Raw genomic sequence first — 23,023 nt, 5'->3', positions numbered from 1 at the left:
AAATTTTTGTTTTAAGAATGAATCCAATCTACTCTTATATTTTTTCTACTATTTAAATATCTATCAATTGACATCGCAGCAATACATCCATCAGAAGCCGCAACGACTGCTTGCTTAAATGGTGTATTTCTTATATCTCCAATAGCCCATACTCCATCAGAGTTTGTAGACATAAAGTCATCCACAATTACTCCTCCATCTTCTTTTAAGGCAATTTGATCACCTAAAAAATCAGTAATCGGCTTTGAACCACTCATATAGACAAAGACTCCATCTAAATTTAAATTGATAGGATTTTCTTCTTGCTTATTTTTTACAACAACCCCATTAACACCCATTTCATCACCCAATATTTCCAATAATCTTGTTCTACTCCAATGTTTTATATTTGAATTATCCATCAATTCCATAGCTTCTTCATTATCTGATTTAGGGTCACTTGATGTAATCCAATGTACAGTTGATGCAAATTTAGTTAGGACAGTTGCCTCTTCAATTGCCTCCTTGTTCACTCCAACAACGGCAACTTCTCTATTTTTATAAAAAGCCCCATCACATGTAGCACAATAACTTACTCCTTTGCCAAGAAAATCCGCTTCGCCCTTAAATGATGCAGGCCTACCCATTGCACCACTTGCAAGTACAAGTGCTTTAGCTTTGAAAGTGCCTTCAGGTGTATAAACCATTTTCCATTCTCCACTAGTGTCTATTCCAAATACTTGTGCTCTTCTATAGTCTGTACCATATTGCACAGCCTGTTCTCTCATTAGAGTAAGCAATTTCTCCCCACTTATATCAACCGGAACACCTGGATAATTAGCTATTTGATGGGTTATTGCTAAGGCTCCAACAGAGGGATTTTTATCTAAGATTACTGTTTTTAAGTTTGAACGAGATGTATAAAGTGCGCAAGTACATCCGGCCGGGCCTCCTCCGATAATAACTACATCTGACTCAATGATTTCCAATTTAATAAAACTCCTTTTTAGTAGTTAATTAGATGAGTTCTTGGTTAGAAGATATTTTTAATGAAATAACTAACCTTTACATAGATATAAGTTAGAAGAAAAAAAAGAAAAAAGCATAATATAGAAACAAACTTACATAGGAAAAACATAAAAAATTAATTATCAAAATGATCAGTTACGTGAAATGTTCTTTATTGATCTATTATTAGTTCATATCGAAAAATCAATTGCCGAAGAAACAATATATTTTTTATGACCAACTCTGACTACCTTTTAAAAGCTGCCATTAAGAAAGTAACCGAAAAATTAAGCGAGATATTAGTTGAAAAAATTGAAGAAGCAACAAATATTGCTCAAGATGCTCCAGAAATTCTCAAAAAAGAATTTGATAGTTTGAAAGAATCCATAATCGAAGAAGCCTCAAGAATGGAAAAAGCGGAAAATATTCAAGAAAATGAGTACTCAAATACTTATCAAGATTCCAAAATAAAAAAAGCTTTAAATGAAATTGAAGGTATCAATAAGCAAATTGATCTCCTTAATAAAACTAAAAATAATCAAATTAAATGAGCTATAACATTTTTCATTATCGTTTAAAAAAATTGAAGAGGGCCCTTCTTATTTGGATAACTCTGATTTCACTTTTAATAATTTTGTGGATAGATAATATTAGATTTACAATTCTCCGAACTAAAAGCAATGAAAAAAGTAGGGTCCAAATTAAAAGAGCTAGGTGGTTTACTAATCAATTAATAAAGCTTGGTTCAGCATTTATTAAAATTGGACAATTATTATCAGCGAGACCTGATTTGATTCCTAATACCTGGATACAGGAATTGTCTAAATTGCAGGATCAAGTTCCTAATTTTTCATTTTCGCAAGTTGAAGAAACTATAAGAGATGAACTAGGGTCTAAGTTTAATGAAATAGATCAAATAATATGTGATCCGGTTGGATCAGCATCACTAGCTCAGGTTCATAGAGCGACTTTAAAAAATGGTAAGAAAGTAGTATTTAAAGTTCAAAGACCCAATTTGAAAGAATTGTTTATTATCGATTTGGGCATAATGCAGCAAATAGCAGGATTATTACAGAAAAACAAGAATTGGAGTCGAGGTAGAAACTGGGTTGAAATTGCTAGAGAGTGTAGGAAAGTTCTCATGAAAGAGCTTGATTTTAATTGTGAAGCACAATATGCAGCAAGATTTAGACAGCAATTTCTTGATGATGAAAATGTTGAAGTCCCTGAAGTAATTTGGGATATGAGCAGTGAAAAAGTTCTTTGTTTAAGTTATTTAGAAGGCACAAAAATAAGCGATTTAGAAAAATTACAATCACAAGAAATTGATTTACCTAAGATTGCAGAAATAGGTGCCATCAGCTATTTAAAACAATTAGTAAATTATGGTTTTTTTCATGCAGACCCTCATCCAGGGAATCTAGCAGTTTCATATGAAGGTAAATTGATTTTTTATGATTTTGGAATGATGGGCAATATCTCAAATAATCTTCAAACAAGATTAGGGGGGATGGTTAAGGCTGCTGCTCTTAGAGACGCCTCATCACTTGTTACTCAATTACAACAAGCTGGGCTAATTTCAAAAGATATAGATGTAGGACCAGTCAGAAGATTAGTCAGATTGATGCTTAAAGAAGCCTTAACTCCTCCATTTAGTCCAAATATTATCGAAAAATTATCTGGAGATTTATACGAACTTGTTTATGAAACACCATTTCAACTGCCAGTAGATTTAATCTTTGTGATGAGAGCTTTATCAACTTTTGAAGGAGTTGGTAGAATGCTTGATCCAGGGTTTAACCTTGTATCAGTTACCAAGCCTTATTTAATAGAACTTATGACTTCAAATAATCAAACTCCCAACGATTTAATTAACCAATTTGGAAGGCAAGTAGGTGAACTAGGATCAAAAGCTGTTGGGATTCCCAAGAGAATAGATGAAAGTTTAGAAAGATTAGAGCAGGGCGATTTACAATTGCAAATAAGAATGGGAGAGTCTGATAGGCAATTCAAAAAAATGTTTACTGCTCAAAAAACTTTAGGCCATTCAATTCTTATAGGAAGCTTATCAATTGCGTCTGCTTTACTTGTAACCAATAAACAAAATAATTTTGCATTATTGCCACTTTTTTTTGCACTACCAATAAGTATTGACTGGATAAAGTGCCAATTAAGTATGAGAAAAGGCTCACGTTTAGAAAAACTTAAGCGCTAAAAAACTATATATTTTTGGGACCTAAACCTAAAGCTCCAGCGAATCTTGCTTGATTTCCTAATTCCTCCTCAATTTTTAAAAGCCTATTATATTTTGCAATCCTTTCACTTCTGCTCAAAGAGCCTGTCTTGATCTGACCCGATCTTGTTGCGACAGATAAATCTGCAATTGTTGTATCTTCAGTCTCACCACTTCTATGACTAATAACACTTGTGAAACCAGACATTTTAGCTAACTCAATAGCTTCCAAAGTTTCAGTTAATGTTCCAATTTGATTTACCTTTATTAGAATTGAATTAGCAGATTTTTCCATAATCCCTTTCCTTAACCTTTCTGTATTAGTAACGAATAAATCATCACCTACAAGCTGAACTTTATTTCCTAATTCTTTGTTTAATTCTGACCAACCCTCCCAATCATCCTCAGCTAAACCATCCTCTATTGAAACTATTGGATAATTAGAAACTAATCTTGAAAGATATGAAATCATTTCAGAACTATTTAAACTTTTCCCTTCATATTTATAAGTACCATCACTATAAAATTCAGTACTAGCAGCATCTAAAGCTAAAGATACCTGCTCACCAGGTTTAAAACCGGCTTTTTGAATTGCTTCTAATAATAAGTCCCCTGCCTCTTCGCTTGATGACAAATTCGGGGCAAATCCACCCTCATCGCCTACAGCAGTAGATAGACCTTTTTGATCAAGTAATGATTTTAATGAGTGAAAAATTTCAGTACCCATTCTTAATGATTCACTGAAATTATTAACTCCATGTGGGACAAGCATAAATTCCTGAAAATCAAGACTATTTGGTGCATGAGCACCACCATTTATTACATTCATCAATGGGACTGGAAGAAGATTTGATAATGGATCTCCAAGATATCTATATAAGGGAATGTCTAAAGCATTTGCTGATGCTCTAGCAGTTGCAAGACTTACTGCAAGGATTGAATTTGCTCCAAGGTTAGACTTATTAGGAGTTCCATCAATTTCAATCATTAATTTATCTACTGCAGTTTGATCTAAAGATGACAAACCACATAAAGCCGGCGATATTGTTTCATGAATTTTATTAACAGCATTCAAAACGCCTTTCCCCATATATTTCGAACCACCATCTCTTAATTCATGTGCCTCATGAGCACCAGTGCTAGCTCCGCTGGGAACAATTGCTCTACCACTTGCACCACATTCCAAGAATACTTCTGCCTCTACAGTTGGATTACCCCTTGAATCAAGGACTTGCCTTGCTTCAACAGTATCAATAAGAAAATCAATAGTTTCTTTCACAATTTAATTATTACTATTTAAATCCTATTAATAGCTGAACTATTTGGCTAATATCTGAAATATATATGTTAAATAATTATTATTTTTTTATTTCATAACAGTTTAGATATTAGTTAACACTTTTATTAATTCCAAAGTCATTGCAACCCATCTCAAAAAAATTTTTTTAAAATTCATCTTACAATTTGAAAATTATTGGATGATTATTAATGCAGATCCTATTTAGAATATTAATAATCAACTGTAGTTTTATAGTTTATGAGAGAAACCCTTACATCCAGTCCTGAACTATTTAGCGATATCAGCTGGAACCTTCTTTTATTAGGGGAAGAAACCGCAAAAAAATGGGATCATAGCGAATTTAATATTGAACACATAATTCATACATTGTTCACATCAGGTGAATTCTTTGCTTTCATTGAAAAATTATCAATCGACCAAGATACAGTTTTAGACATAACAGAAGATTTTTTAGAAGAGACACCAACAAATGAGTCAGATATTTTTACTATCGGAGAAGATTTAGAAATTTTATTAGATAACGCGAATCAAATTAAAACTCAATGGGGATCGAGATTAATAGAAATCCCTCATTTACTAATTGCTCTTGGAAGAGATTTAAGAATTGGAAATTATGTTTTTGAAGAAGGAAACCTTTCAATGGAAAAATTAGAGGAAGAATTAAAGTTTTACCCAAATATTAATCAATCAAAAGATTCTTTTAATTATAGGAATGTCATTGAAATAAATAATCAATCTAATTTTGAATCAGACAAAGAAACTTTAGTTAAAGAAGAAAAATTGAAAAAAGCTATTGTTCCATTACCGAAAAGTGAACTTCAAATTGAAACCAAAAAACAAGTTGGAAAAGATGAAAATGCTCTTTCAATTTATGGAAAAGATTTAACAGAATCAGCTAAAAAAGGCTTACTGGATCCCGTTTTAGGAAGAGAAAATGAGATCAATAATTTAATGAGGGTACTCTGCAGAAGAAACAAAAATAACCCTATACTTATTGGCAATCCTGGAGTTGGTAAAACCTCAATTGCAAAATTACTTGCTCAATTAATTGTAGACAAAAAAGTTCCTGATACTTTAAAGGACTTAAAAATTATTTCACTTGACTTAGGTGCATTAGTTTCTGGGACCAAATTTAGAGGTCAACTAGAGGAAAGACTAAGCTTAATAATGCAGGAACTAAATAATCCAAACCAAGGAATGATTCTATTTATTGATGAAATTCACTCAATATTAAGTTCTAACAGATCTTCTACCGACATCAGTAATATCTTAAAACCTCTACTAGCTGAGGGAGAACTTAGATGTATCGGTACAACAACACCTGAGAAATTTCGTGAAACTATTGAAAAAGATCAGGCATTAAATAATTGCTTTCAAAAGATAGCTGTTAATGAACCTTCAGTAGAATTAAGCGCAAAAATATTACAAGGGATCAAAAAGAAATACGAATTACATCATGGCATAAAAATTTCTGAAGAGGCTGTAAAATACTCTGCAAAATTGGCCGACAGATACATCAGCGATAAATGTCTCCCTGATAGTGCAATAGATTTAATTGATGAAGCAGCTGCACAGTTGAAAATCGAGTCTAATAATATGCCTTCAATAATTCTCCAACAAGAAAACAAAATTAATACTATTGATGAAAAATTGAATAATTTACAAGGAGAAAATATCGAAGCTCAAGAAAAACTATTTAGTAATAGAAAACAATCAGAGGCAAAATTGAACGTTCTTTTGGAAAATTGGAACAATTTACGTGAAGAAATGGAGGAATTATCTATTTTAATGAAAGAAGAAGATAAGCTAACCAAACAAATTAAAGAAAAATCAAATCGCGAAATTGAAAATGATCTAGATTATTTAGAAAAGCTGGAAGAAGAGTTAAGTGAAATAGAGAATGATATACAAAAAGTTGAAGAGAACTTTAATAAAATAAAGAAAAATAGAAATTTCCCTTTTAAATATCAAGTTGAACCTGATGATATTGCTGATGTTGTCTCAAAAATTACAGGTATTCCAATATCTAAAGTAGTTTCAAATGAACGTAAGAAATTAGTCAATCTAGAAACAGAACTAAGTGAAAAAGTTATTGGACAAGAAAAAGCTATAGAAGCTGTTTCTGCTGCAATTAGAAGAGCTCGCGTTGGTATGAAAAGTCCTAAAAGACCTATCGGATCTTTTTTATTTATGGGTCCCACAGGTGTTGGTAAAACAGAATTAGCAAAATCTCTTGCAACAGCTTTATTTGATGAAGAAGACGCGCTTTTAAGATTAGACATGAGTGAATATATGGAAAAAAATGCCGTTGCACGACTTTTGGGAGCTCCTCCAGGTTATGTTGGTTATGAAGAGGGAGGTCAATTAACTGAAGCCGTAAGACGCAAACCCTATTCAGTAATACTTCTTGATGAGATAGAAAAAGCACATATAGAAGTTTTTAATATCCTTTTACAAGTCTTAGATGAAGGAAGATTAACGGACTCTCAAGGAAGGACTGTAGACTTCAAAAATACCGTAATCATTATGACAAGCAACCTAGCTGGTAAATCTATACTGGAGTATTCACAAAAGATTTCTAAAAGTGATAGAAAGTTAGAAATATGTCAACAAACTCTAGATGAGATCATTAGTAATACATTGTCTGCAACTTTTAGACCAGAATTTCTAAATAGAATTGACGAGGTAGTAAAGTTTGATCCATTATCTATTAATGAACTTCAGAAAATAATTATTTTACAAACAGAAGATTTAAAAAACCTGCTACTTGAACAGAATATAAATATCGCCATAGACAAAAAAGTTATTAATAAAATCGCAAACGATTCTTTCGAACCTGAATATGGTGCTAGGCCACTTAGCAGGGAACTTAGAAGACAAATAGAAAATCCCTTGGCTGCAAAACTTTTAGAGGATAACTTCAAAAACAAAAAAAATATCGCAATTAAACTTAACCCCACTAAAAAAGATGAGATCGTTTTCAAACCTAGCTGAGGAGTAAATCAATAAGCTAAAATAATAACTAAAGCGAAAGCTTAATTTCAAAAAAAATTTTGTGAAAACTCCTACTACTAATGAAGAACCTCTAAAAAAGGATTCTCCTGAGATTGAAGAGCCTAAAAAAAAGAATAATTTTTTTAGATCTACCTACGATGAACTTAAACTTGTCGTATGGCCTAACAAACAACAACTTTTTAGCGAATCAGTAGCAGTTATAATTATGGTATCTTTTTCTGCAGCAGCCATTGCTTCTGTCAGCAGATTCTATGGATGGGCAGCCTCGCAAATTTTTGGTTGAATTTGTCCCGAATATCTATTTAAAAAAGACCTTTATTAAGCTTCCATAAAAAAATGAGTAATGAATTAACTACAAACCTTGCTTCTTCAAAAGCAAATACAAGCATCGCAAGATGGTATGCAGTTCAAGTAGCATCAAGCTGTGAAAAAAAAGTAAAAGCGACTCTTGAGCAGAGATCAGTAACTTTAGGTGTTAATAATCGAATCATTGAAATTGAAATTCCCCAAACTCCTGGAATTAAATTAAAGAAAGATGGAAGCAGACAAACTACTGAAGAAAAAGTTTTCCCAGGTTATGTGCTCGTAAGAATGATTTTGGATGAAGATACAATGATGGCTGTAAAAAGTACTCCAAATGTAATTAACTTTGTTGGTGCTGAAGACGGTAGAGGCAGCGGAAGATCGCGAGGTCATATCAAACCTCGACCATTATCCAGACAAGAAGTTAATAGAATCTTTAAGCGCGCATCAGAGAAAAAAGCTGTAATCAAGTTAGATATTGAAGAAAAAGATAGAATCATAGTAACGAGTGGTCCATTCAAGGATTTCCAAGGAGAAGTTATAGAAGTTTCAGGGGAAAGAAATAAATTAAAAGCATTACTTTCAATATTTGGGCGCGAGACTCCTGTAGAATTAGAATTCTCCCAAATCAATAAACAAAATTAATTTCTAAATGTTCTTGTTTATCGAGTAAAATTATGATTTTCTACTTCAACTTAAATTTTCTAATCTAATGGCAAAAAAAATTGTTGCAGTTATCAAGCTTGCTCTACAAGCAGGCAAAGCAAATCCGGCTCCTCCTGTAGGACCAGCTTTAGGACAACATGGTGTTAATATCATGGCATTTTGTAAAGAATACAATGCAAGGACACAAGATAAAGCAGGTTTTGTAATTCCAGTTGAGATTTCTGTTTTTGAAGATAGAAGCTTTACTTTCATCACAAAAACACCTCCTGCTTCAGTCTTAATAACAAAAGCAGCTGGTATAGAGAAAGGATCAGGTGAATCCGCAAAAGGCTCTGTTGGGAATATAAGTAAAACTCAATTAGAAGAAATAGCCAAAACTAAGCTTCCTGATCTAAACTGTTCTAGTGTTGAATCAGCAATGAAAGTAATTGAGGGTACTGCTCGTAATATGGGCGTCTCTATCACTGATTGAGTTCAATACAAAATTTCTCACTATTTAGGGGAGGTTAGTTAATAACCGTTTGCACCCAATATTATTATGAAAAAACTATCCAAAAGAATGGCGGCTCTATCAACAAAGATAGAAGATCGCATTTATGCACCTCTTGAAGCTCTTAGTATTATCAAGGAAAATGCTAATGCAAAATTTGATGAAACTATTGAAGCACATATACGTTTAGGTATTGATCCAAAATATACTGATCAACAATTAAGGACCACTGTTGCATTACCACATGGTACTGGCCAAAGTATCAAAATTGCAGTAATTACAAGCGGTGAGAATGTATCGAAAGCTAAGGCTGCTGGTGCAGATTTATTTGGCGAGGAAGATCTTGTGGAAAGCATAAACAAAGGAAATATGGAGTTCGATCTACTTATAGCAACTCCAGATATGATGCCAAAGGTTGCAAAATTAGGAAGAGTTTTAGGACCTAGAGGTTTAATGCCTAATCCTAAAGCTGGAACAGTAACCAACGATATTGCAAATGCCATTAAAGAATTCAAAGCTGGTAAGCTCGAATTTAGAGCAGATAAAGCGGGTATCGTTCATGTACGCTTTGGAAAAGCAAGTTTTACAAAAGAGGCACTATTTGAAAACTTAAAAACCTTACAAGAATCAATTGATAAAAATAAACCAAGTGGAGCCAAAGGAAAGTATTGGAAAACATTTTATGTGACTTCAACAATGGGGCCTTCAGTTCAATTAGACATAAATGCTGTACAAGATTACCAACCTGAAGGTTAACCCTTTGTAGTATAATTTAAAGTGCAATAATACGGCCAAAGAAAGTAGGTTAATTTAGTTTTTCTAAATTTTTAATTCCTACCGAGGACTCGTCTTAATTATTTCTTTTTGGATCTAATAAAAGCGGCCTCTTTTAAAAGGACTTTGCCGCATTTCCTGCTCTCCCTAAATCACGATCCAAAAACAACAATGGGCCGAACACTAGAGAATAAGCAACAAATCGTTACTGAGATTAAATCTCTATTAAACGACTCGGAAATGGCTGTAGTTCTTGACTATAAAGGTTTAACTATCAAAGAGATGTCAGATTTGCGATCTAGATTGCAAACAACTAATGGCATTTGCAAAATTACTAAAAATTCATTAATGCGTAAAGCTATTGATGGAGATAGTAATTGGAACGATCTTGAATCTTTACTGACCGGAACAAATGCTTTTGTCTTAATTAAAGAAGATGTTGGTGGTGCTGTAAAAGCTATCCAATCTTTTCAAAAAGACACAAAAAAATCCGAGACCAAAGGAGCTTTATTTGAAGGAAGACTTCTTAGCAATTCTGAAATAAAAGAAATTGCAAGTCTTCCATCTAAAGAAGTATTGATGGCAAAAATTGCTGGCGCTCTAAATGGCGTGGCAACAAAAATTGCAATCTCTATCAATGAAGTGCCTTCTGGGCTTGCAAGATCACTTAAACAACATTCTGAAAAATCAGAATCTTAAATTCAAACCCTAATTAACCTTTAAGAAAATGTCCGCAAAAACTGAAGAAATTCTTGAATCATTAAAATCTCTATCACTTTTAGAAGCATCTGAGCTCGTCAAACAAATTGAAGATGCTTTTGGAGTATCTGCTGCAGCTTCTGCAGGTGTAGTAATGGCAGCCCCAGGAGCAGCTGGCGGTGATGGAGATGGTGCCGCTGCTGAAGAGAAAACTGAATTTGATGTAGTTCTCGAAAGCTTTGATGCAGCTGCAAAAATCAAAGTCCTTAAGGTTGTAAGAAATGCAACTGGTCTAGGTCTTGGCGATGCAAAAACACTTGTTGAATCTGCACCAAAAACTGTAAAAGAAGGAATTGCCAAAGCAGATGCTGAATCTTTAAAGAAAGAGATTGAAGAAGCTGGCGGTAAAGTTACACTTAAGTAAGAGTACATTTTTTCAAGCCGATAACCTTAATATCGGCTTCAAAAATTATGAATAGTGATAGTATTGCGATTGAAGCCGCAACAGATGGAGCTTGCAGTGGTAATCCAGGCCCAGGTGGTTGGGGCGGTTTAATAATTTTTGCCGATAAAAGCGAATTAGAAATAGGTGGTTCCGAGCAAAATACTACTAATAATAGAATGGAACTCACTGCGGCTATTAAAACTCTTGAGAAATTAAAAACCTACCAACTAAAAGAGAACTTTAAACTAAGAACTGATAGTAAATATGTCATAGAGGGTTATACAAAATGGATTATTAATTGGAAGAGAAATGGATGGAAAACAAGTTCAGGAAAACCAGTTCAAAATCTTGATCTATGGCAAAAAATTGATCAATTAAGAATTAATGGCCTAATAATGGAATATGTTAAAGGTCATAGCGGGGATAAACAAAATGATAGGGTTGATAAAATTGCAACTAATTACAGTAAAGGTATATCTATAGAAAATAACTTAAAAAAAGCAAAATCCTCTGTTGATTTTTTTGAAAAAAATGCACCTGCAGAAATTCAGGAATTATTTTCCCGCAATGAATTAATTAAAAAATTTGCAGAAAAAAAGTACCTTTTAAGTTCACCTGAACTAGACACCTTATTAGGTGAAGAAAACCACTTAAAGATAAAACAATATTCACTTTTTGAATGGCGTAATTGGAGATTGATTCCTAAAGATAAAAAATATTGGATAATAGAAAAAAAGAATCCTGATTTTTTATGAATTTACAAAAGGGGGTATTTAAAAATCTTTATAAAAACTTGATTACCCCTGTATTAAAAAAAGACTCTGGAATTGATGCAGAATACTTAACAAATTTATCTCTTAGCCTCCTATCATTCAGTTCAAGAAAATATAATTGGCCCGTAGTTTCTTCTATCTTCAAAAATCTAAATAAAGAATTTTCTGTAGTTGATAAAAGGTTAACTCAGAACATATGTGGAATAAATTTTTGTAATCCAATTGGTTTAGCTGCGGGTTTTGACAAAAATGGAAATGCCGCAAATATATGGAAAGATTTTGGTTTTGGATTTGCCGAACTTGGTACGGTAACTAAATTTCCTCAAAATGGTAATCCCAAACCAAGATTATTTAGATTAGCAGAAGAAGAGGCAGCATTAAATAGAATGGGTTTCAATAACTATGGTGCTGAAAATCTAGTTAAAAACTTTGTCGAACAAGGAATTGAGTTTAAAAAAAATAGAAATAATATTTGTTTAGGGATAAATTTTGGTAAGTCTAAAATTACAGATTTATCTCAAGCACAAGATGACTATTTAACTTCTCTAAAATTATTAATTCCATATTGTGATTATGCAGCAATCAACGTAAGTTCTCCAAATACTGAAGGACTTAGAAAGTTACAAGATCCAATTCTTCTAAAAGAACTTATTAAAGAAATTAAAAACTTACCCAGTTGTCCACCATTATTTGTCAAAATTGCACCAGATCTAAGCTTTAAAGATATTGAAGATATTTGCCAATTAATAATCGAGGAAAACATAGATGGAATAATTGCTACTAACACCAGCATAGATAGATTAGGTCTTGGAAATAGAAAGATCATGCAAACCGGATTATTACTTTCTGAAGAGGATGGAGGATTAAGTGGAAGGCCTCTACAAAAAAAAGCAAATCAAATAATCAAACATATACATAATATTGATAAAAAGATTATTTTAATTGGCGTTGGTGGAATAGATAGTCCTGAGTCAGCATGGGAAAGAATTTGTTCTGGAGCATCATTAATTCAACTTTATACAGGATGGATATATAAGGGTCCACAATTAGTACCGGATATACTCCAAGGAATTATCAAGCAACTAAATATCCATAAATTATCAAATATAAAAGAGGCCATTGGATCAGATCTAAAATGGATTGAATAAAATAAGAAAATGAATAATGAATAAACCGGAACCTAATGATTACAAAATACTAACCATGCAATCATCAAACCTAAAACATGGGGGAAACGTATATGCAAAAGCAAAGAAATTAAATTTATTACCCTCTGAAATTATTGACGCAAGTGCCTCATTAGTACCCTTTGATCCTCCTCAGATACTAATAGATTCATTAAATGAGGAAATTAAGAATCTTGGATTTAGATATTACCCTGAGAGAAACTTAAGTGATTTGAGAGAAATAATTGGTAAATTTCATAGGATAAACCCAGACAATATATTGCCTGGGAATGGAGCTTCTGAGCTAATAACCTGGGCAGGGTATGAAGCATCCAAATTTGGAATAAGTTGTATCCCCTCTCCAAGCTTTGTTGATTATGAGAGATCTTTAAATTGTTGGAATAGCAATTACATTCATTACGAATTACCAAAAAACTGGGAAAATGTTTTTCCTCAATCATTTCCGCTTCATCCTAAAGGTGATGTTATTTGGATAACAAATCCACATAACCCTACCGGCCAATTATGGGGGAAGTATTCATTAGAGAAAATTATAAAAAAATATAAATTAGTAATTTGTGATGAGGCTTTCTTATCGATAACACCGAATGGAGACAAAGAATCTTTAATACCATTAATTCAAAAATATGATAATTTATTAGTCTTGAGAAGCTTAACCAAAATCTTCAATATTCCAGGTCTTAGATTAGGTTACGTTGTTGGCTCTTCGACAACACTTAAGAAATGGAAAATCAATAGAGACCCTTGGCCTTTAAATTCTTTTGCTATCAAAGCGGGAATTGAATTACTAAATAATAAAAAATTCTATGAAAAATGGACAAGTCAGATTCACCGCTGGATAAATATTGAAAGAGAGAGAGTATCTAAAAAATTATCAAAAATAGAAAACCTTAAAGTTCATAACTCTTCAACCAACTTTTTTTTAATAGAAAGTAAAACATCATTATCACCAAATATAAAATACCTAGAAAATAAGGGTATATTGCTTAGAGAATGTAATTCTTTTAAATTTCTTGACGACAAGTGGGCAAGAATAAGTTTGCAGAATAGGAAAAATAATACTGTTTTGTGTAATGAAATTCAAAATTCCTTTAAAAAATAATTAATAAATTTTTTGATCTTATTTTTAGTATTCATTTTATTATTATTTTTCATATTCTTCTTCATGAGATCTAATATTTCGTAGTTATTTTTTCCGTTTTTTAATTTTATTTTAAAAATTCTTTCTAGAGTTTTTTCAAAAACTTCTTTAGAGATATTATTTTGATTAATTAAAACTGAGCCTCCACTTTCGGCAAGAATCATTGCATTTTTCTCCTGATGATTATTTTTAGAATAAGGAAATGGAATTAAAATTGAAGGTTTTTCAGTCTCTATTAATTCATTTATTGTTCCTGCACCAGATCTCGATATTACAAGATCACAATTTTGAATTAAACCTGCGATTTCATTAGTAAATTTCTTTTGAACATAATTTTTGGAATTTTTTAAATTAAAGGTATATTTGTTACATTCACCAATAATATGAACTATTCGAAACTTTTTTTTCATTAAAAATTCCAGAGATTCGTAAAGAATTTGATTTATAGCTTTTGCTCCTTGACTACCTCCCATAACAATTAAAAGAGGTCCTTTTCCTTTTGGCACCCATTCTGGCAAGGGATTAGATTTATAGAATTGCTGTCTTAAAGGCGTTCCAGTAAAAATAGTTTTGCAATTTCTTAAATAAGAATTTGTTTTCTTAAAACCTAAAAGAACATAATTACACAAGAAACCAAAATACTGTGTGACCATTCCTGGAATTAAATTTGATTCATGAATAATGACTGGTATCCTTAGAAGTTTTGAAGCAATAATAGTAGGTGCTGATATATAACCTCCAGTAGTAAAAACTAAGTTTATTTTTTTTTCTTTTAAAATACGCATTATTTTGAAAGTTGACATTAAAATTTCTATATATTGATAAAACAAAAAAATATTTTTTCTAGGTGTCTTTAAATTCAAAGTCGTCAAATTATATTTTTTAGGAATAAAATTTGCATCAAGTCTTTGATGAACTCCCAACCAATGAATATTCCATTCATCTTCTGCTTCTTTAGAAACTGCTAAAGCCGGGAAAATATGCCCCCCTGTTCCACTCGCTGCAACTAATAAATTATTTTTTTTAGACATAAAACCCTAAATTAGTAGAATGTTAATAACTTGAAAAAAAATGTTGAATTTAAACTTATTCAAAAATATAGGAGTTCCTCTCTACTTATTTATTTATCTCATTATTCCCTATTCAGCAATAACGCAAACTTTAAAAGGTGACTTTATTAAAAATCTAGAAAATTCTTTAAATTCGAGAGATTTAGTTTTTATTAGAAAAAATTTTAGAGATGATGAGAATCAAAATATACCAAAGCAATTTTCAAAGATTATTAATGATTTCCCTAACAGCAAATGGAGGATTAAAAAAATAAAATCTACCATTCGAAATAAAGATATTTTACGAATAAAAGTTTTGGGAGAAAAAATAGTTAATGGAGAAATACATAAACTTGAATCCAATTTTGATTATTTATTTTCAATTGTGAATGGGAAAATCGATCAAGGAATTATCAAAAATTTATTCACGACAATAAGAAATGATGGTAATAAGATAGATATAAGTTTTAAAATCCCTGATAAAGTTCTTACTGGTTCAAAATATGATATTGATATCATTCTAAATAAACCTCTTGAAGATATAATTATTGCAGGTAGTATAAAACCTCATCAAGTTAATTCATTTTTTGAACAAGACATATTATTAGAGCCATTAGCAACGGGAGGAATTTTTAAAGTGACGCGAGCCCCTTCTAAGCCAGGGATACAAATATGGTCTGGAATCATAGCTCATCCCAAGGGGATGATTACATTTACAAAGAGTATAGATATTGTTGATAAAATATAGCTTAAGCGTCGTCTAAAGCAGCTACACCAGGTAAAATTTTACCTTCTAAAAGTTCCAAACTAGCTCCGCCTCCAGTAGATATATGAGACATTTTCTCAGCTAATCCTGCTTTCTCTACAGCGGCGACTGAATCTCCACCACCAATAATAGTACAAACTTCAGAAAAAGCACTTAAGTCTGCAAGGGTAGTAGCTATTGCATTTGTACCTTCTGCAAATTTATCAAATTCGAAAACTCCCATTGGACCATTCCAAATTATTGTCTTACATTCTGCAAGAGCATTCTGAAAAACTTTAATAGAATCTGGACCAATATCGAGACCCATCCAATCTCCACTAATTGAATAAATTTGAGATATTTTACTTTCGGCGTCAGGAGAAAATTCATTAGCTAAAACAACATCAGTAGGTAATAATAATTCAACCCCTTTTGCTTTTGCTTTTGCTTCTAAATCTTTGGCAAGCTCAAGTTTGTCTTCTTCTACAAGGCTCTTTCCAACATCTAGACCTCTTGCTTTATAAAAAGTAAAAATCATACCTCCACCAATCATAATTTTGTCACACTTATCTAGTAAAGAATCAAGCACTCCTATTTTGCTACTGACCTTTGATCCTCCAACTATTGCTGCCAATGGACGCTTTGGGGCATCTATCGCTCCTTGTAAGTATTTCAATTCTTTTTCTAAAAGGAAGCCAGCTACTGAGGGACTTAAATAATTAGTAACACCCTGAGTTGAAGCATGAGCTCTATGAGCAGCACCGAAAGCATCATTTACATACATATCTGCATGTGATGCTAATTTTTTAGCAAACTCCAAGTCGTTCTTTTCCTCTTCACCAAAAAAACGAACATTTTCAAGTAAAAGAACATCTCCATTAGATAAGCTATTTGATTCTGCAACTGCTTCATCACCAATACAACTGTTAGTAAGAGCAACATTTTGCCTCAACAATTCACTTAATCTTGCTGCTACTGGAATTAATCTCATTTTTTCATTTACCTGACCCTTTGGTCTACCAAAATGAGCAGCTAAAATAACTTTTGCAGAATGATTAATAAGATATTCAATAGTTGGGATCGCTGCACGAATACGCGTATCGTCGGTTATTTGACCGTCTTCATTTAATGGAACATTAAAATCTACTCTTACAAGAACTTTTTTTCCTTCTAAATGTGTCTTATCAAGACTGGAAAGAGATAATTTTGACATTAAACAAGCTAAATTTATAATCTCAAGACCCTAACGTTAATTTGGGCTTATTGGGTTAAAAAGTAGTTACTGTTACTTATGCCTTAATAAATTTTAAGAATTAACGATTATAAAAATTTTTTAGTCATTAAATTTATACTAAAATTTAGAAGTAGATACTTTTGAAACTTATAAAAACTAAAAGGAATACAAAATTTTATTTGATTTATTGAAGTGGACATACCCAAAATCCAATGGTACCCAGGCCATATCGCAAAAGCAGAAAAGAAATTATCTGAAGTTATCAACAAAGTAGATTTAGTTATAGAAGTTAGAGATGCACGAATTCCTTTATCAACAGGACATCCACACTTAAATAAATGGATAAATAATAAAAAACATATTCTTGTTATTAACAGATCAGACATGATCTCCCCTACTACAATCAATAGTTGGAATAAATGGTTTAATGCTAAAGATCAATATCCTCTTTGGTGTGATGCTAAAAGAGGAATAGGGATTAAAGAAATTTGTAAGTCAGCCAAAGATTCTAGGTCTTCGATTGATGATAGAAGGATTTCTAGAGGTATGAGAATAAGGCCAATTAGAGCCCTTACACTTGGTTTTCCAAACGTAGGAAAGTCAGCATTAATTAATAGAATTGCGAAAAAAAGAGTTGTAGATAGCGCTAGGAAAGCAGGCGTGACTCGTAATTTAAGATGGATAAAATTAGAAAGTGGTATAGATCTGCTAGATGCTCCTGGTGTTATACCTCCAAATTTAGAAGATCAAAAATCAGCACTTAATCTTGCACTGTGTGACGATATTGGTGAAGCTGCTTATGAAATAGAGAGTGTCGCAATTGGATTTATCAAAATTATATCCACTCTCAACAATAATAAGAATGCAAATATCTCAGTGGAACAAATATCTAATAGATATGGAGTTGATATTATCAAAGGCTTTAAGAGTCCTTCTGCTTGGATCGACGAAGCAGCTTCAAAACATACCTCAGGCGATAAAAGGAGAATGTCTTATAAGTTATTGGAAGATTATAGAAATCAAATGCTGGGTAAAATTGCTTTAGAAGTCCCACTATGGAATTAAATAATCAAAATTCTTTCGGTATTGGAGAAGGTGAGCTTATAGAAATTATTTATGAGCTACCTCTTCCTATGAGGCTAGACAGATGGTTGGTAAGTAAAAGGCCAGAACAAAGTAGAGCAAGAATTCAACATTTTATAAATTCAGGTTTAGTACTTGTAAACTATAAGACCGCGAAAGCAAAGACCCCATTAAAAAATGGCGACAATATTCAATTATGGATGCCTCCTCCAGAACCTCTTATTTATTTGAAACCTGAAAAAATGGATTTAAATATCCTTTTTGAAGACGAGCACATCATTGTAATTAATAAACAATCAGGACTAATTGTTCATCCAGCCCCTGGACACAAATCTGGAACTTTAGTGAATGGATTACTTTTTCACTGTAAAGATCTACCTGGAATTAATGGGAAACTAAGACCTGGGATTGTTCACAGATTAGATAAAGATACCTCCGGATGTATGGTGGTTGCAAAAAGTCAAGAGGCATTAGTAAATCTCCAGAAACAAATCAAAGAAAAAATAGCATCACGCGAATATATTGCAGTAATTCATGGAGCACCTAATTCTGAAGAAGGCCAAATAGTGGGAAACATTGGCAGAGATAAATTAAATAGATTGAAATATAAAGTAGTTGAAGAAACTTCAGGAAGGTATGCCTGTACCTATTGGAAATTAGTGGAAAGATTTGGCAATTACTCATTAATGAGTTTCAAACTAGATACGGGGCGAACGCATCAAATAAGAGTACATTGCGCTCACATTAATCATCCAATTGTGGGTGATCCGTTATATGGGAGATGTAAAAAACTACCATGTAAATTAGATGGCCAAGCTTTGCACGCCATTAAGCTTGGACTTATACATCCAATAAATGGTAAAGAAATGATATTTGAATCAGAATTACCATTAGATTTTCAAAAATTACTAAGTGTTCTTAAAGTTAAATAAGATTTAAAGAGGAATTTAGAAGCGATTTTGTATACGTGTTTTGAGTTTTAGTGAATATTGTCGAACTTTCTCCTTCATCAACTATCTTTCCGTGATTCATAACTAACAACCTATCACAAAATGTTTTAGCAATACCTAAATCATGAGTAATAAAGATAATCGTTAAATTCATTTTTTCTTGCAAGAATCTAAGTAATTGAAGAATCTCTATTTTTACTGAAGCATCCAACATATTAACGCTCTCATCACAAATCAAAATTTTTGGTTTCAACAATAGCGCTCTGGCTAATGAAATTCTTTGCAATTGACCACCAGATAATTGGCTAGGATAAGAATTAAAAAAAGCATTATTTAAGGGAAGATTTAAATTTCTTAACATTAATTTTATTTCTTTTTCGATTATTCTTTTATCTGAAATTTTTTGAATAAAAAATATATCTTCCAAAATATTTTTAATTGTCATTTTCGGATTCAAACTTGAAAAAGGATCTTGAAAAATTATTTGCACATTATTATTCTTTTTAAAAGATTTATTTTTTTTGGATGCATGATTTTTATCATAAATTTTTATTTCACCACCTCTTACTTTAATGAGTCCAATTAAAGCCCTACATAATGTACTTTTACCGCTCCCTGAAGAACCAACAATTCCAAGAGTCTCATTCTCATATAACTTGAAACTAACTTCATTTAAAGCCTTATTCCATTTATTAATGAAAATTGAAGAATTTAATTTATACCAATGTCTTAGGTTATTTACCTCTAGAACAACCTGATCTCGAGCAATATTTTTTGTATTTGGTTCAAATACTATTTTTGAAGCATTTACTAACTTTTTCCCGATATCTGATTTTGGTGATTGAAAAATATCTAATATATTCCCTTTTTCAACAATCGATCCCTTTTCAATTATTGCAACTTTTTTACACCACTTTGCTGCAAGATTAATATCATGACTAATTAAAATTAAAGTAGTATCAAATTCATTACATAGTTGAATTATTTCTTGCATAATTTCAAAACTTGTTTTTGTATCTAAGCTTGTTGTAGGTTCATCAGCTATTAATAATTTAGGTTTCAAAGCAAGTGCCATTGCTATAGAAACTCTCTGTCTCATTCCACCGCTAAATTGATGAGGGAAAGAATCAAGTCTACTTTCTTCAATTCCTACTTTTTGAAAAACTTCTCTTACTAATTTTTTAATAGCTATAGATGATTTAGTTTGATCATGTGTTTTAAATAATTCATGTAAATGATCCCCAACTCTCATTAGCGGATTAAGTTTTTTTATAGAGTCTTGATAAATAAATCCAAAATTATTTCTTCTAAATAATTGTGCATCTTTGTTATTTATTTTCCTAGGATCTACACTAGAAATCGATAGATACCCTTTAGAAGTGGCCTTTTCAGGCAATATATTTACTAATGTTTTTGCAAAAGTGGTCTTTCCACATCCAGAAGGTCCTATTATGGCCAAATGATCTCCACTATCTATTTCCAAATTAAAATTTTTGATAATAGGTTGCTGTTTTAGACCATATTTAACAGTAAGATTTTTAACTACAATAATTTTTTCTTTATTTTTTTCCATGATTTATAGCAAATTTTTCTAGACCTAAATAAAATACATCTAAAGCAATATAAAATGTCCGAGGCAGCTGCAAATTCAAAAGAAAAAAACGAAATTGAAGTTTCCAAAACTATTTTGCCTGAAAATAAAAAATATGAAAGTGAATCTTTGAATTATCAAATAAACATTCCCGATTGGCTTCTTAAAGATATTCATAATTTTGAAAAATCAAATAAAGAAAATGATGAGAATCAAAACCTTATAGCAAAGGCTTTTAAACTTGCTTATAAAGCTCATGATGGACAATTCCGTGCTAGCGGCGAGCCATACATTATCCACCCGGTTGCTGTTGCAAATCTCCTCAAAGAAATAGGTGCTAGTTCATCTGTTATTGCCGCAGGCCTTTTACATGATGTTGTTGAAGATACTGGCATTGATTTATCCGAAATAGAAACAAATTTTGGATTAGAAGTAAAAATACTTGTAGAGGGCGTAACAAAATTAGGCGGCATTCACTTTAACAACAGGACTGAAGCACAAGCTGAAAATCTTAGGAAAATGTTTTTGGCTATGGCCAGCGATATCAGAGTTGTCTTAGTAAAACTTGCAGATCGACTTCATAACATGAGAACAATTGAATGGCTAAATGATGAGAAAAAACTAAGAATAGCGAGAGAAACAAGAGAGATTTATGCACCATTAGCTAATCGACTAGGAATAAACAGATTTAAATGGGAATTAGAAGATTTAGCTTTTAAATTCCTAGAGCCTAAAGAATATCTAGATCTTAAAGATCAAATCGCTGTTAAAAGAAGTGATAGAGAAAGAAGATTAAAAGTAACTTTGAATCTTATGAAGGAAAACTTGGTTTCAGCAGGCTTGAAAAATTTTGAAATAACAGGTAGGCCAAAACATCTTTATGGCATCTGGAGCAAAATGGAAAGGCAACAAAAGCATTTTCACGAGATTTATGATGTTGCTGCCCTAAGAATTATCGTGGACAATTCAGATAGTTGTTATCGAGCTTTAGCAGTCGTTCATGATACTTTTAAACCAATTCCCGGTAGATTTAAAGACTATATAGGATTACCAAAACCCAATGGATACCAGTCCTTACACACTTCTGTGATTGGAAGACATCGACCTATTGAAGTTCAAATTAGAACTACTTCGATGCATCAAATTGCTGAATATGGTATTGCCGCTCATTGGCAATACAAAGAGGGTGGTTCTCCTGCTAAAAGTAATGCCGAGAGATTTAATTGGCTAAGACAATTAGTAGAATGGCAACAAGAAGGTAATGAAAGGGATCATAATGATTATTTAGCTTCAATTAAAGAAGATTTATTTGATGAAGAAGTATTTGTGATCACTCCAAAAGGAGATGTTGTTGGTTTAAGGAAAGGATCTACCGCGATAGATTTCGCCTATAGAATACATTCTGAAGTTGGAAATCACTGTAATGGAATAAGAATTAATGAAAAGCTTTCACCATTATCTACTGCACTTCAAAATGGTGATTTCATAGAAATTTTGACAAGTAATAATGCTACTCCAAGCTTGGATTGGCTGAACTTCGTTGTTACGCCAACTGCTAAAAATAGAATTCGCCAATGGTATAAGAAAAGCCATCGAGATGAAACTATTAAAAGAGGTAGAGATTTACTCGAAAAAGAAGTAGGTAGAAACGGTTTTGAAGCATTACTTTCTAGTGAAGCCATGAAAAAAGTTGCAAATCGATGCAATTTAAAAACTACTGAAGACCTTCTTGCATCTCTTGGTTTTGGTGGTTTAACTTTGCATCAAGTATTAAACAGACTTAGAGAAGAAATAAAATTACAGACAGAAGATGTAAAAAATGATTCTGACTCTGAAATAGCAAAATCTCTTAAAAGTAATAGCAATTTATCCAATAATCAATCTAATAGAGCAGCTAAATCGCCAATTTCCGGGATAGAAGGTCTTGATTACAGAATAGGTAAATGCTGCACCCCACTCCCAGGCGAGGATATTATCGGAACTGTGTCGCTCGGCAACCATGGGATAACTATACATAGGGAAGATTGTGAAAATGTAATACCAATTCCAATAGAGAGAAGATTACCTGTAGGTTGGAATCAAGATAATAAAACTGGCGATAATAAGTTTCCAATTCAGCTACGAATAGAAGTAATTGATAGAGTTGGAGTTCTTAAAGATATTCTTATGCGGTTATCTGATAAAGGTATAAACGTTAGCGATGCCAATGTTAAAACTGCTTATGGTAAGCCAGCTATTATAAATCTTTGTGTAGGTCTTGAAAGTTATAATCAACTTCACAAAACAATTGAACAAATTAAATCAATGGCAGATGTTTTAGATATTGCTAGAGTTGGACAAAGTTAATTTTAAAATCAG

Annotated in this window: 21 protein-coding genes; 16 read left to right on the top strand and 5 right to left on the bottom strand. The window is 32.2% G+C overall.

The window, feature by feature from the left end; translation table 11 throughout:
* Positions 1-11: 11 nt before the first annotated feature.
* Positions 12-968, bottom strand: a complete 957-nt coding sequence (locus JJ844_04765) for an FAD-dependent oxidoreductase (GenBank protein ID MBO6974990.1) — start codon at positions 966-968, stop codon at positions 12-14.
* 252 nt (positions 969-1,220) lie between these two features.
* Between JJ844_04765 and JJ844_04760 the strand changes: the two genes are divergently transcribed.
* Both JJ844_04760 and JJ844_04755 read left to right on the top strand, forming a co-directional pair.
* The gene (locus JJ844_04760) at positions 1,221-1,538 is read left to right on the top strand and encodes a hypothetical protein (GenBank protein ID MBO6974989.1); all 318 of its coding nucleotides are present in this window, start codon (positions 1,221-1,223) and stop codon (positions 1,536-1,538) included.
* A complete protein-coding gene (locus tag JJ844_04755) occupies positions 1,535-3,202 on the top strand; it encodes an AarF/ABC1/UbiB kinase family protein (protein MBO6974988.1) in 1,668 nt (555 codons plus the stop codon). Before JJ844_04760 ends, JJ844_04755 begins: the two co-directional genes overlap by 4 nt.
* A gap of 4 nt (positions 3,203-3,206) precedes the next feature.
* Here JJ844_04755 and eno read toward each other — a convergent pair whose 3' ends face one another.
* On the bottom strand, positions 3,207-4,499 hold the full coding sequence (gene eno / locus JJ844_04750) for a phosphopyruvate hydratase (protein MBO6974987.1): 1,293 nt from the start codon (positions 4,497-4,499) through the stop codon (positions 3,207-3,209).
* A 258-nt stretch (positions 4,500-4,757) separates the two neighbouring features.
* Here eno and JJ844_04745 point away from each other — a divergent pair, with 258 nt between their 5' ends.
* From JJ844_04745 to JJ844_04700, 10 genes are all read left to right on the top strand, one after another.
* Complete coding sequence (locus JJ844_04745) at positions 4,758-7,514, top strand: AAA family ATPase (protein MBO6974986.1); 2,757 nt, start codon at positions 4,758-4,760, stop codon at positions 7,512-7,514.
* 61 nt (positions 7,515-7,575) lie between these two features.
* Positions 7,576-7,818, top strand: a complete 243-nt coding sequence (secE, locus tag JJ844_04740) for a preprotein translocase subunit SecE (GenBank protein ID MBO6974985.1) — start codon at positions 7,576-7,578, stop codon at positions 7,816-7,818.
* Positions 7,819-7,871: 53 nt separating this feature from the next.
* A complete protein-coding gene (gene nusG / locus JJ844_04735) occupies positions 7,872-8,483 on the top strand; it encodes a transcription termination/antitermination protein NusG (protein MBO6974984.1) in 612 nt (203 codons plus the stop codon).
* A gap of 67 nt (positions 8,484-8,550) precedes the next feature.
* A complete protein-coding gene (rplK, locus tag JJ844_04730) occupies positions 8,551-8,976 on the top strand; it encodes a 50S ribosomal protein L11 (GenBank protein ID MBO6974983.1) in 426 nt (141 codons plus the stop codon).
* A gap of 66 nt (positions 8,977-9,042) precedes the next feature.
* Entirely contained in the window at positions 9,043-9,750 is a 708-nt protein-coding gene (gene rplA / locus JJ844_04725; protein ID MBO6974982.1) for a 50S ribosomal protein L1, read from the top strand.
* A 189-nt stretch (positions 9,751-9,939) separates the two neighbouring features.
* The gene (locus tag JJ844_04720) at positions 9,940-10,467 is read left to right on the top strand and encodes a 50S ribosomal protein L10 (protein ID MBO6974981.1); all 528 of its coding nucleotides are present in this window, start codon (positions 9,940-9,942) and stop codon (positions 10,465-10,467) included.
* Between the two features lie 28 nt (positions 10,468-10,495).
* The gene (gene rplL, locus JJ844_04715) at positions 10,496-10,891 is read left to right on the top strand and encodes a 50S ribosomal protein L7/L12 (protein MBO6974980.1); all 396 of its coding nucleotides are present in this window, start codon (positions 10,496-10,498) and stop codon (positions 10,889-10,891) included.
* A 47-nt stretch (positions 10,892-10,938) separates the two neighbouring features.
* Complete coding sequence (gene rnhA, locus JJ844_04710; protein MBO6974979.1) at positions 10,939-11,667, top strand: ribonuclease HI; 729 nt, start codon at positions 10,939-10,941, stop codon at positions 11,665-11,667.
* Positions 11,664-12,833, top strand: coding sequence for a quinone-dependent dihydroorotate dehydrogenase (locus JJ844_04705; GenBank protein MBO6974978.1), 1,170 nt, complete (start codon positions 11,664-11,666; stop codon positions 12,831-12,833). Before rnhA ends, JJ844_04705 begins: the two co-directional genes overlap by 4 nt.
* A gap of 55 nt (positions 12,834-12,888) precedes the next feature.
* Positions 12,889-13,974 (top strand): aminotransferase class I/II-fold pyridoxal phosphate-dependent enzyme, encoded by a 1,086-nt coding sequence (locus JJ844_04700; protein MBO6974977.1) that lies wholly within the window; start codon positions 12,889-12,891, stop codon positions 13,972-13,974.
* On the opposite strand, the gene JJ844_04695 is transcribed toward JJ844_04700, so the two are convergent.
* Positions 13,953-15,044 carry a UDP-N-acetylglucosamine--N-acetylmuramyl-(pentapeptide) pyrophosphoryl-undecaprenol N-acetylglucosamine transferase gene (locus tag JJ844_04695; protein MBO6974976.1) on the bottom strand — a complete coding sequence of 364 codons (1,092 nt, stop codon included), beginning with the start codon at positions 15,042-15,044 and terminating at the stop codon, positions 13,953-13,955. The genes JJ844_04700 and JJ844_04695 overlap by 22 nt on opposite strands.
* Positions 15,045-15,084: 40 nt before the next feature.
* On the opposite strand from JJ844_04695, the gene JJ844_04690 reads away from it, so the two are divergent.
* Positions 15,085-15,810 carry a hypothetical protein gene (locus tag JJ844_04690; GenBank protein ID MBO6974975.1) on the top strand — a complete coding sequence of 242 codons (726 nt, stop codon included), beginning with the start codon at positions 15,085-15,087 and terminating at the stop codon, positions 15,808-15,810.
* A 1-nt stretch (position 15,811) separates the two neighbouring features.
* Here the strand turns inward: JJ844_04690 and JJ844_04685 are convergent, their stop codons facing one another.
* The gene (locus tag JJ844_04685) at positions 15,812-17,020 is read right to left on the bottom strand and encodes a phosphoglycerate kinase (protein ID MBO6974974.1); all 1,209 of its coding nucleotides are present in this window, start codon (positions 17,018-17,020) and stop codon (positions 15,812-15,814) included.
* 213 nt (positions 17,021-17,233) lie between these two features.
* Here JJ844_04685 and ylqF point away from each other — a divergent pair, with 213 nt between their 5' ends.
* Both ylqF and JJ844_04675 read left to right on the top strand, forming a co-directional pair.
* Entirely contained in the window at positions 17,234-18,106 is an 873-nt protein-coding gene (gene ylqF, locus JJ844_04680; GenBank protein ID MBO6974973.1) for a ribosome biogenesis GTPase YlqF, read from the top strand.
* A complete protein-coding gene (locus JJ844_04675) occupies positions 18,097-19,056 on the top strand; it encodes an RluA family pseudouridine synthase (GenBank protein ID MBO6974972.1) in 960 nt (319 codons plus the stop codon). The genes ylqF and JJ844_04675 overlap by 10 nt, the downstream gene beginning before the upstream one ends.
* Here JJ844_04675 and JJ844_04670 read toward each other — a convergent pair.
* On the bottom strand, positions 19,049-20,647 hold the full coding sequence (locus tag JJ844_04670) for an ABC transporter ATP-binding protein (GenBank protein ID MBO6974971.1): 1,599 nt from the start codon (positions 20,645-20,647) through the stop codon (positions 19,049-19,051). The genes JJ844_04675 and JJ844_04670 overlap by 8 nt on opposite strands.
* A gap of 54 nt (positions 20,648-20,701) precedes the next feature.
* Between JJ844_04670 and JJ844_04665 the strand changes: the two genes are divergently transcribed.
* Positions 20,702-23,011 carry a bifunctional (p)ppGpp synthetase/guanosine-3',5'-bis(diphosphate) 3'-pyrophosphohydrolase gene (locus tag JJ844_04665; protein ID MBO6974970.1) on the top strand — a complete coding sequence of 770 codons (2,310 nt, stop codon included), beginning with the start codon at positions 20,702-20,704 and terminating at the stop codon, positions 23,009-23,011.
* The last annotated feature ends 12 nt before the right edge of the window (positions 23,012-23,023 follow it).

It is taken from the genome of Prochlorococcus marinus CUG1435, from assembly GCA_017644375.1.
GTDB classification, from domain to species: domain Bacteria; phylum Cyanobacteriota; class Cyanobacteriia; order PCC-6307; family Cyanobiaceae; genus Prochlorococcus_A; species Prochlorococcus_A marinus_AH.
This window is presented reverse-complemented; position numbering and strand designations above follow the sequence as displayed.

Coding starts and splice junctions, on each gene's coding strand:
- JJ844_04760 (MBO6974989.1), top strand. CDS start 1,221: ATGACCAACTCTGACTACCTTTTAAAAGCTGCCATTAAGAAAGTAACC.
- JJ844_04755 (MBO6974988.1), top strand. CDS start 1,535: ATGAGCTATAACATTTTTCATTATCGTTTAAAAAAATTGAAGAGGGCC.
- JJ844_04745 (MBO6974986.1), top strand. CDS start 4,758: ATGAGAGAAACCCTTACATCCAGTCCTGAACTATTTAGCGATATCAGC.
- nusG (MBO6974984.1), top strand. CDS start 7,872: ATGAGTAATGAATTAACTACAAACCTTGCTTCTTCAAAAGCAAATACA.
- rplK (MBO6974983.1), top strand. CDS start 8,551: ATGGCAAAAAAAATTGTTGCAGTTATCAAGCTTGCTCTACAAGCAGGC.
- rplA (MBO6974982.1), top strand. CDS start 9,043: ATGAAAAAACTATCCAAAAGAATGGCGGCTCTATCAACAAAGATAGAA.
- JJ844_04720 (MBO6974981.1), top strand. CDS start 9,940: ATGGGCCGAACACTAGAGAATAAGCAACAAATCGTTACTGAGATTAAA.
- rplL (MBO6974980.1), top strand. CDS start 10,496: ATGTCCGCAAAAACTGAAGAAATTCTTGAATCATTAAAATCTCTATCA.
- rnhA (MBO6974979.1), top strand. CDS start 10,939: ATGAATAGTGATAGTATTGCGATTGAAGCCGCAACAGATGGAGCTTGC.
- JJ844_04705 (MBO6974978.1), top strand. CDS start 11,664: ATGAATTTACAAAAGGGGGTATTTAAAAATCTTTATAAAAACTTGATT.
- JJ844_04700 (MBO6974977.1), top strand. CDS start 12,889: ATGCAATCATCAAACCTAAAACATGGGGGAAACGTATATGCAAAAGCA.
- JJ844_04695 (MBO6974976.1), bottom strand. CDS start 15,044: ATGTCTAAAAAAAATAATTTATTAGTTGCAGCGAGTGGAACAGGGGGG.
- JJ844_04690 (MBO6974975.1), top strand. CDS start 15,085: ATGTTGAATTTAAACTTATTCAAAAATATAGGAGTTCCTCTCTACTTA.
- JJ844_04685 (MBO6974974.1), bottom strand. CDS start 17,020: ATGTCAAAATTATCTCTTTCCAGTCTTGATAAGACACATTTAGAAGGA.
- JJ844_04675 (MBO6974972.1), top strand. CDS start 18,097: ATGGAATTAAATAATCAAAATTCTTTCGGTATTGGAGAAGGTGAGCTT.
- JJ844_04670 (MBO6974971.1), bottom strand. CDS start 20,647: ATGGAAAAAAATAAAGAAAAAATTATTGTAGTTAAAAATCTTACTGTT.
- JJ844_04665 (MBO6974970.1), top strand. CDS start 20,702: ATGTCCGAGGCAGCTGCAAATTCAAAAGAAAAAAACGAAATTGAAGTT.